Source organism: Gramella jeungdoensis (assembly GCF_023805255.1).
In the GTDB taxonomy this organism is placed as follows: domain Bacteria; phylum Bacteroidota; class Bacteroidia; order Flavobacteriales; family Flavobacteriaceae; genus Christiangramia; species Christiangramia jeungdoensis.
The window spans coordinates 1-9,385 of record NZ_JAMSCK010000012.1 but is presented as its reverse complement, the minus strand read 5'-3'; the positions used below and the strand labels follow the sequence as shown (position 1 = coordinate 9,385).

At 41.9% G+C, this 9,385-nt stretch carries 2 protein-coding genes; both read left to right on the top strand.

Going from position 1 to position 9,385, the window contains the following annotated elements; genetic code table 11:
* The first annotated feature begins 68 nt into the window (after positions 1 to 68).
* On the top strand, positions 69 to 1,931 hold the full coding sequence (locus NE848_RS17190; RefSeq protein WP_252115848.1) for an OmpA family protein: 1,863 nt from the start codon (positions 69 to 71) through the stop codon (positions 1,929 to 1,931).
* A gap of 724 nt (positions 1,932 to 2,655) precedes the next feature.
* Positions 2,656 to 9,385 (top strand): T9SS type B sorting domain-containing protein (locus NE848_RS17185; RefSeq protein ID WP_252115847.1); only part of this gene is annotated, 6,730 nt, incomplete at its 3' end.

Here is a 9,385-nt window from a genome sequence, read left to right as displayed (position 1 = left end):
TATGAATTCAGATTTAAAAACACCAGGTATAAATCACCCCGTTTCTTCTAATCTAAAGCCTGTTTATTATGAAAAATAGTTACTTTTTATTCCTGATACTTCTCACCTGCTCCATCAGCATGCAGGCCCAGAGTGGAAAACAAAAAAAGGCGGATAGGCTTTATCACGATTTTGCCTATCTGGAAGCCACCGAAGTTTATAAAGAGCTTATTGAAAAGGATTATAATGTCACCTACAACAGTAAAAAGCTGGGAGATGCCTATATGATGCTTCGGAGTCCGGAGAACGCCGTACACTATTATGGGGATGTTATTGAAGATTCCACCATCTCTCCGGAGTATTATTACAAATATGCCCAGGCATTGCGTGGGGTGAAGCGTTATGATGAATCCAGGACATGGTTGAAAAAATACCTCGAGAGCGGTAACCGCTCTGAGGAAGTAGAAACCATGATCGAAAAGAGTGAATTCAAAAGCAAGGCTACTTACAAGCTGCAAGCTTCAGATTTTAATTCAGAGGTAAGTGATTTCGGGGTCTTTGTAAAAGATGACAAAGTATATTTCGTGTCTGCAAGAGCGATGGGGGTTGATGTCAAAGAGAAGACCTACAGCTGGAACGGGGAACCTTTCCTTGATATCTATGTAATGGATAAGAACTCTGGGGATGTCACCCCGGTTGCCGGTGAAATCAATACCAAATTGCATGACGGGCCTGCAGTGATCAGCCCCGATGGTAATACCATGTATTTTACCCGGAACAATTACATCAACAATAAAGAAGGTAAAAGGGATAAGGAAAAGACCAACCATCTTAAATTATATTCGGCTACCAAAGCTGGTAACCAATGGCAAAATGTGCAGGAATTGCCATTTAACAGCAATGAATATTCTGTAGGCCATCCTACCCTATCGCCTGATGGAAAAACGCTTTACTTTACCTCAGATATGCCTAATGGCATGGGAGGAACCGATATCTACAAGGTAAGTATTTCAGAAGATGGAAGTTTTGGAAGTCCCGAGAATCTTGGAGAACCGGTGAATACAGAGTTTGATGAAAGTTTCCCTTTTATGGATACCGATGGTACACTGTACTTCTCCTCTAACGGCCATGCAGGACTGGGGTTATTCGATATCTTCAGACTAACTGAAAATGGAGAGGTAGAAAATGTAGGAGAACCGGTGAACAGCAGTATGGATGATTTTGCTTATTTCCAGGTAGCTGATTCCAGAGAAGGTTTTATCTCCACCAACAGGGGTGGCGCAAGTGATGATATTTATGTTTTCAACAAACTAAATCCGCTTATCCTTAAAGGTCAGGTAACCGATGCTGTAAATGGTAATCCAATCCCACAGGCTACCGTGAGGATCATGGATGAGAACAACCAGCAGATCGCTTTCCTTGAAACCGATTCAGATGGAAATTACAAGACCGAGGTAGACAGGGATAAAACCTTACCGGTTGAAGCCAAGGAAATAGAGTATGAAACTTTTGAAGGAGAGGTTAATACCAGTAATACCGATGATAAAGATGAATTAGTCTACGACATTCAGCTGGATCCGGTAAAAGATGTGGAGTACCTGGCTGAAATAGATAACATTTATTTTGATTTTGACAAATCGAACATTCGTCCCGATGCAGCCAAAGAACTTGATAAGCTTGTGGACCTTATGAAGAATGAGTATCCGGACCTGGTAATCGAGATAGGCTCTCATACAGACCGAAGGGGAACAAACGCTTATAATGAAAAACTGGCCGAGAGAAGGGCAAAATCAACTTATGATTATCTGATCTCTAAGGGAATTGCTCCTGAAAGAATCGTTGAATATAAAGGTTATGGAGAAACCAAACCAGCGATAGACTGTGATCGCTGTACCGAGAAAGAACACCAACTCAATAGAAGATCTATGTTCAAAGTAGTAAAAATGAAATAAAGATCTAACTAACCTGAAGGAGGAGGCAGGTTTATTTGTTTTTATCCCCCTGTTTGATTTTCAGTGTAGACTGATGGTAAGAACAATAAGCCAGCCTCCTTTAAAAAAGACAATCGACCCCAACAAATCGATTGAAAAAGAAAAAGGTTCAGCCTCTAGCCTGGACCTTTTTCGATTTTCTATACCTATCTCCTTAAAATATGTCCTAATGGTTTTTTATTAGCGAGATAAAAAGATTATCCGATCCATATTTTCAGATTTAACTTACAGGCCTCAGAATTGAACATTTTATAAATGATATCTGCCCTATACCTAATAAGTTGGTTATCTATCGAGAAAGATCCCCAAATTATAGGGGTTTTCCCCTATTCCTAATCTGAAATTCTTACAAATAGGTAGAAATTTGTAGGGCGAAACGTTAGGTAGAAGCTCTCAAAATGAAAATTATTGTGCATTTCACCGATAGAATTCCGTGTTTTAGCTAAAAATCAAATAATTGCCCTTTTAAAACTATTATTTGAAATAATTTTACTCCCGATAACATCACTTTAGAGTCACCCCCCACGACTTCTCTAAAATACCCCCAAGGTAATTAAGTGTTATTACACCCCACATTATTTAATGAACTATAATGTTTCTGTCATTCGAAACTGCATTTAATTAATTGTATTGCAGCATTAGACAGAATATTCAACAACAATGTTTAATAATAAACATTAGGCTTATGGAATGGAAAATTACCAGGAAAGAGAAGACATTTAAAAAACGTGAGATAATAAAACTGGTTCAGACAACCTGCTTATTATTGGCATTTTTCACAGGTCCCTTTCACTTAATAGCTCAATCAGGAAATACCATTACAGGTAACGAATGTATTGTTTTTGACAGCTGTCCCGAAGATCAGAACCTTTGTGCAGATACTGTGATCCAGGATGAATTTGGAAATGATATTCTGGGTACTTATGTAGACTGGACTACTCCTATTGTTTCCCAAAGTTGCATGACCGAAGGACAAACAGGAAATTTCCAGATGCTTTTTGAGCTTAATGAACAGCTTTTAACCGAAGAATGCTGGGATTTCAATTACATCTCCAGAGTGGGTACAGACGGAGGATACCTTAAACTCTTTTCGGGAAGTGACGATAACAGATCTAACAACTCAGAGGTAATCACTCCTTTTTTAATTTTAAAGGATAATGCGGAGACCTCCTTCGATGTTGCCTATGCCAAACCGCCAAAAGGTGATGATTATGAATATTACATTCAATTGTTCATCGTTGATGAAAACGGAAATGAATTTGAAAGCGGTGCTAGACAACAAATCGTTCAGAATCAAAAAACCTATACTTTTTATACTAACAATCCTAATGACCAGGAAGGAGTCTTCAGGTTAAAATATGTCTTTTCTTACGTAGGAGATAAACCATCAAATGCCAATACAGGTGATACGTTAATCTCTGTAGATGGAATTCTTAATGATGATGGTTGTTCTGCGGGAATAGATTTTGTTGTATCGGGGCCAGAGAAAGGATTCTACCCGGTTGGAACTCATGATCTGAAATATGTAGCTACTTACACTTCTCCAACTGGCGAAGTATCATCAAAGACCTGTAGTTTTACAATTACTGTAGGGAATCTTGTTGCTCAGATTTCGGGAAATGAGGAATTAAACTGTTCAAATACAGAAATACAGTTATCAGCCAGTGAAACCGGATTGATGGGCAGTGCGTCCTACTTATGGAATACAGGAGAAACTACTTCTACTATTGAGGTAAGCACGCCTGGGGATTATACAGTAACCGTAACCGATAGCTTCAATGGCTGTAGTGATGACCACACAGTTTCTGTTACTCAAAACCTTGATACTCCTACTGCAAGTATCTCAGGAAATCAGGAACTAAATTGTGAGACTACCAGTATCACCTTAGATGCGACCACTTCAGGAAATGTATCCTACCTGTGGAATACAGGAGCCACTACTGCCACTATCGATGTAACTACACCGGGAGATTATTCTGTGGTTATCACCGACAATGATAGTAAGTGTACTGCCGAAGACATGGTAAACGTTACTCAAAATATTGACACTCCTACTGCTTCTATCTCAGGAAATCAGGAACTAAATTGTGAGATTACCAGTATCACCTTAGATGCTACCACTTCAGGAAATGTATCTTACCTGTGGAATACAGGAGCAACTACTGCCACTATCGATGTAACTACACCGGGAGATTATTCTGTGGTTATCACCAACAATGATAGTATGTGTACAGCTGAGGATGGAGTTATCGTAACTCAGAACCTTGACACTCCTACTACTTCTATCTCAGGAAATCAGGAACTAAATTGTGAGATTACCAGTATCACCTTGGATGCGACTACTACAGGAAATGTATCTTACCTGTGGAATACAGGAGCAACTACTGCCACTATCGATGTAACTACACCGGGAGATTATTCTGTGGTTATCACCAACAATGATAGTATGTGTACAGCTGAGGATGGAGTTATCGTAACTCAGAACCTTGACACTCCTACTGCTTCTATCTCAGGAAATCAGGAACTAAATTGTGAGACTACCAGCATTACTTTGGATGCTACCACTACAGAAAATGTATCCTACCTGTGGAATACAGGAGCAACTACTGCTAGTATCGATGTCACTTCACCGGGAGATTACTCAGTGGTTATCACCAACAACGATAGTAAGTGTACTGCCGAAGACCTGGTAAGTGTAACTCAAAATATTGATACTCCTACTGCCAGCATCTCAGGAAATCAGGAACTTAACTGTGAGATTACCAGTATCACCTTAGATGCTACCACTTCAGGAAATGTTTCTTACCTGTGGAATACAGGAGCAACTACTGCCACTATCGATGTAGACACACCGGGAGATTATTCTGTGGTTATCACCAACAACGATAGTAAGTGTACTGCCGAAGACCTGGTAAGTGTAACTCAAAATATTGATGCTCCTACTGCTTCTATTTCAGGAAATGAAGAATTGAACTGTGAGACTACCAGTATTACTTTGGATGCTACCACTTCAGGAAATGTATCTTACCTGTGGAATACAGGAGCAACTACTGCTAGTATCGATGTGACATCACCGGGAGATTACGCTGTGGTAATCACCAACAACGATAGCAAGTGTACAGCCGAAGACCTGGTAAGTGTAACTCAAAATATTGATACTCCTACTGCGAGTATCTCAGGAAACGAAGAACTAAATTGTGAAACTACCAGTATCACTTTGGATGCGACTACTACAGGAAATGTTTCTTACCTGTGGAATACTGGAGCAGCTACTGCCACTATCGATGTAGACACACCGGGAGATTATTCTGTGGTTATCACCAACAACGATAGCAAGTGTACAGCCGAAGACCTGGTAAGTGTAACTCAAAATATTGATACTCCTACTGCGAGTATCTCAGGAAATCAGGAACTTAACTGTGAAACTACCAGTATCACTTTGGATGCGACCACTACAGGAAATGTTTCTTACCTGTGGAGCAATGGCGCTACCACTCCTAGCATCGAGGTAAGTGAGGCCGGTGAGTATTCAGTAACTGTAACTAATAATGATAGCAATTGTGCCGATACCGCGATGGTAACTGTTGCCCAGGACAATACTTCGGTAACGGCTGCGATCTCAGGAAACGACACACTCAACTGTGAGACTACCAGTATCACCCTGGATGCGACTACTACAGGAAATGTTTCTTATCTGTGGAATACTGGAGCAATTACTCCTAGCATCGAGGTAAGTGAGGCCGGTGAGTATTCAGTAACTGTAACTAATAATGATAGCAATTGTGCCGATACCGCGATGGTAACTGTTGCCAAGGACAATACTTCGGTAACGGCTGCGATCTCAGGAAACGACACACTCAACTGTGAAACTACCAGTATCACTTTGGATGCGACTACTACAGGAAATGTTTCTTATCTGTGGAATACTGGAGCAATTACTCCAAGCATTGAGGTAAGTGAGGCCGGTGAGTATTCGGTAACTGTAACTAATAATGATAGCAAGTGTACTGATACCGCGATGGTAACTGTGGCCCAGGACAATACTTCGGTAACGGCTGCGATCTCTGGAAACGACACACTCAACTGTGAGACTACAAGCATCACCTTAGATGCTACCACTTCAGGAAATGTATCTTACCTGTGGAATACTGGAGCAATTACTCCTAGCATCGAGGTTAGTGAGGCCGGTGAGTATTCAGTGACTGTAACTAATAATGATAGCAATTGTGTCGATACCGCGATGGTAACTGTTGCCCAGGACAATACTCCGGTAACGGCTGCGATCTCAGGAAACGAGGCACTCAACTGTGAGACTACCAGTATCACCCTGGATGCGACTACTACAGGAAATGTATCTTACCTGTGGAATACTGGAGCAACCACTCCTAGCATCGAGGTAAGTGAGGCCGGTGAGTATTCAGTAACTGTAACTAATAATGATAGCAATTGTGCCGATACCGCGATGGTAACTGTTGCCCAGGACAATACTTCGGTAACGGCTGCGATCTCAGGAAACGACACACTCAACTGTGAGACTACCAGTATCACCCTGGATGCGACTACTACAGGAAATGTATCTTACCTGTGGAGCAACGGAGCTACCACTCCTAGCATCGAGGTAAGTGAGGCCGGTGAGTATTCAGTAACTGTAACTAATAATGATAGCAATTGTGCGGATACCGCGATGGTAACTGTTACCCAGGATAATACTCAGGTAACCGCGGAGATCTCAGGAAATGAAGAATTGAACTGTGAGACTACCAGCGTCACTTTAGATGCCACCACTACAGGAAACGTTTCTTATATGTGGAATACAGGAGCAACTACTCCAAGTATTGAGGTAAGTGAGGCCGGTGAGTATTCAGTGACCATCACTAATAATGACAGCAAATGTGCCGATACTGCGATGGTAACTGTTACCCAGGATAATACTCCTGTAACCGCGGCGATCTCAGGAAACGAAGTACTTAACTGTGAGACTACCAGTATCACTTTGGATGCTACCACTTCAGGAAATGTATCTTACCTGTGGAGCAACGGAGCTACTACTCCTAGCATTGAGGTTAGTGAGGCCGGTGAGTATTCAGTGACTGTAACTAATAATGACAGCAAATGTGCAGATACCGCGATGGTAACTGTTGCCCAGGATAATACTCCGGTAACGGCTGCGATCTCAGGAAACGACACACTCAACTGTGAGACTACCAGTATCACTCTGAATGCGACCACTACAGGAAATGTTTCTTACCTGTGGAGCAACGGAGCTACCACTCCTAGCATCGAGGTTAGTGAGGCTGGTGAGTATTCAGTGACTGTAACTAATAATGACAGCAAATGTGCGGATACCGCAATGGTAACTGTGGCCCAGGACAATACTCCGGTAACGGCTGCGATCTCTGGAAACGACACACTCAACTGTGAGACTACCAGTATCACCCTGGATGCGACCACTTCAGGAAATGTATCTTACCTGTGGAATACTGGAGCAACCACTCCTAGCATCGAGGTTAGTGAGGCCGGTGAGTATTCAGTGACTGTAACTAATAATGACAGCAAATGTGCGGATACCGCGATGATAACTATAGCACAGGATAATACTCCGGTAACGGCTGCGATCTCAGGAAACGAAGTACTTAACTGTGAGACTACCAGTATCACTTTGGATGCTACCACTTCAGGAAATGTATCTTACCTGTGGAGCAACGGAGCTACCACTCCTAGCATCGAGGTTAGTGAGGCTGGTGAGTATTCAGTGACTGTAACTAATAATGATAGCAATTGTGCCGATACCGCCATGGTAACTGTTGCCCAGGATAATACTCCGGTAACGGCTGCGATCTCAGGAAACGAAGTACTTAACTGTGAGACTACCAGTATCACTTTGGATGCTACCACTTCAGGAAATGTATCTTACCTGTGGAATACTGGAGCAACCACTCCTAGCATCGAGGTTAGTGAGGCTGGTGAGTATTCAGTGACTGTAACTAATAATGATAGCAAATGTGCCGATACCGCGATGGTAACTGTTGCCCAGGATAATACTCCGGTAACGGCTGCGATCTCTGGAAACGACACACTCAACTGTGAGACTACCAGTATCACTTTGGATGCTACCACTTCAGGAAATGTATCTTACCTGTGGAGCAACGGAGCTACCACTCCTAGCATCGAGGTTAGTGAGGCTGGTGAGTATTCAGTGACTGTAACTAATAATGATAGCAATTGTGCCGATACCGCCATGGTAACTGTTGCCCAGGATAATACTCCGGTAACGGCTGCGATCTCTGGAAACGACACACTCAACTGTGAGACTACCAGTATCACCCTGGATGCGACCACTTCAGGAAATGTATCTTACCTGTGGAGCAATGGAGCTACCACTCCTAGCATCGAGGTAAGTGAGGCTGGTGAGTATTCAGTGACTGTAACTAATAATGATAGTAAATGTACTGCTAATGATAATGTCACTGTAACACGAAGTGCTGATTCAGTAGTAGCCAGTATTTCAGGAATTGAAGAACTTACCTGTGAGATTACAAGTATCACACTGGATGCTACCACTACCGGGAATGTATCTTACCTGTGGAACACAGGAGAAACTACCGCAAGCATTGAGGTAAATGATGCCGGTGAGTATTCTGTAACTATAACCAATAATGATAGTAATTGTACTGCAAATGATAATGTTACCATCACACGAAGTGCTGATTCAGTAGCGGCGAATATTACAGGGAGTGAAATATTGAGTTGTGATACATCAAGCATTACTTTGAATGCTACCACAACAGGGAATGTATCTTACCTGTGGAATACAGGAGAAAGCACTTCTTCAATAGAAGTTTCTGAACCAGGTGAATACTCTGTTATTGTTACCAATAATGATAGTGGATGTACCAATACTGATTCCTTAACTGTTACCAGGGAAGTAGCTCCTGAAATCCAGGTTGCCGAAGATCCACAACTTTGTGATGACGGAGATGTATATGATCTGTTCGAAATGTTGGTTGGAGAGGTAGATCAATCGGGAACATGGATCGATACCGATAATACCGGAGCGCTGGATAACGGCTTTATAGATCCTACGATGATGGCGGTTGGCACGTATACATTTACTTATCAATTAGATGGTAATTGCGCTTCAAGTACTGATGTAACGGTTTCTATTATAGACTGTATTGTACTTGACTGTTCTGTAGGAGATATTAAAAATGGTATCTCTAAAGTGGTGACTCCTAACGGAGATGGAAGAAATGACTTCCTTGAAGTTGAAACAGCATGTGATTTCACCTACGACCTGATGATCTTCAACAGGTGGGGTAATAAAATATTCGAAGCTCAGAATTACCAGAACAACTGGGATGGTTATTCACAAAGCTCCTTTACAAGCTCTAATCAATTACCTGCTGGAACCTACT

Coding starts and splice junctions, on each gene's coding strand:
- NE848_RS17190 (WP_252115848.1), top strand. CDS start 69: ATGAAAAATAGTTACTTTTTATTCCTGATACTTCTCACCTGCTCCATC.